This is a genomic window from Stutzerimonas sp. LR2 (assembly GCF_055755175.1).
In genome coordinates, this window is the sequence record NZ_JBVTRR010000053.1 from 1 (window position 1) to 907 (window position 907).

The 907-nt window shown below is 50.2% G+C and carries 2 protein-coding genes; both read right to left on the reverse strand.

What is annotated here, in order from left to right:
* Nucleotides 1-261: hypothetical protein (locus ACVRRC_RS21965; protein ID WP_472997572.1), on the reverse strand; the 261-nt coding region annotated here is incomplete at its 3' end.
* Nucleotides 262-406: 145 nt separating this feature from the next.
* Nucleotides 407-739 carry a hypothetical protein gene (locus ACVRRC_RS21970; protein ID WP_472533460.1) on the reverse strand — a complete coding sequence of 111 codons (333 nt, stop codon included), beginning with the start codon at nucleotides 737-739 and terminating at the stop codon, nucleotides 407-409.
* Nucleotides 740-907 lie beyond the last annotated feature (168 nt).

Genomic DNA, 907 nt, shown 5'->3' on the forward strand with positions numbered 1-907 from the left:
CATGTCACCGTTTGACTTTTGAACCACACCACGGGAGATCACTTGTCCAGTATTGTAGTCAACACCGAGCGCGCTCAGGTTGTCACCCACCAGCGTCAAGGTCAGCATTTCCAAAACCTTGAACTGGACGTTACCACGTTTGATGATCATGCACGGGGCATCAATGATGCGCAGCATGTCAGTTGCAGAGATGTCGAAGCCTGGCAGATCTTTAAAGGTGCGTTTCTTCGGTACCGCTTGCTGATTCAGAGTCGTGGTCATGTCGTGTCCCTAAAGTTGAGTAAGTAGTCATAATTAGACTACCTCGACCCAAACTGCTGACGAATAGCTAAACGGCAAAATATTTAGGATAAGTTATGTTTTATGGGGGATGAAAAAAAGGGGCTGTTCGCCCCAGAAATTGCAGTTAACGCAAACAATCCGTCACAGTAAAATAACCGAGCCGCCGCATCATGTCGTACATCTGGCTGGCTTTACCATTCGGACCTTCGTGCTTACCCAATTTATAGATCAGGACGCGCATACCCATCAGGACACTTTCCGTGTCGGGCTCACCTATAACCAGAGGCTTATCAGTACTTTCCGGCCAGGTTCCTTGCTGCGCAAAATGCTTGATATCCCCCGCTAGCAATTCCGGGTGCTGCAACATCAAATTGCAGGTTGTAACCGCAAACTGCGTTGCTTCAGTTTCGCTAACACCCAATGTGAGCGCCAGCCCGGCCAAAGAGTTATCGGTCATGGCGCTTCCCCTTCCCATACCTCAGGGTTACCCCCCAGAGTCAACACTAACGCCTTGAGCCTTTCCGTTTCTGCATCCATTTCCAGCCGTTCAGCACGAAGGCGTTCATTTTCGGCGGTCAGCTGTTCGTTGGCCCCACGCTCAGAGTTGACTTCATTTTGAAGGCGC

Bases quoted from the DNA above. Each gene is read 5' to 3' on its own strand.
- ACVRRC_RS21970 (WP_472533460.1), bottom strand. From the start codon at position 739: ATGACCGATAACTCTTTGGCCGGGCTGGCGCTCACATTGGGTGTTAGC.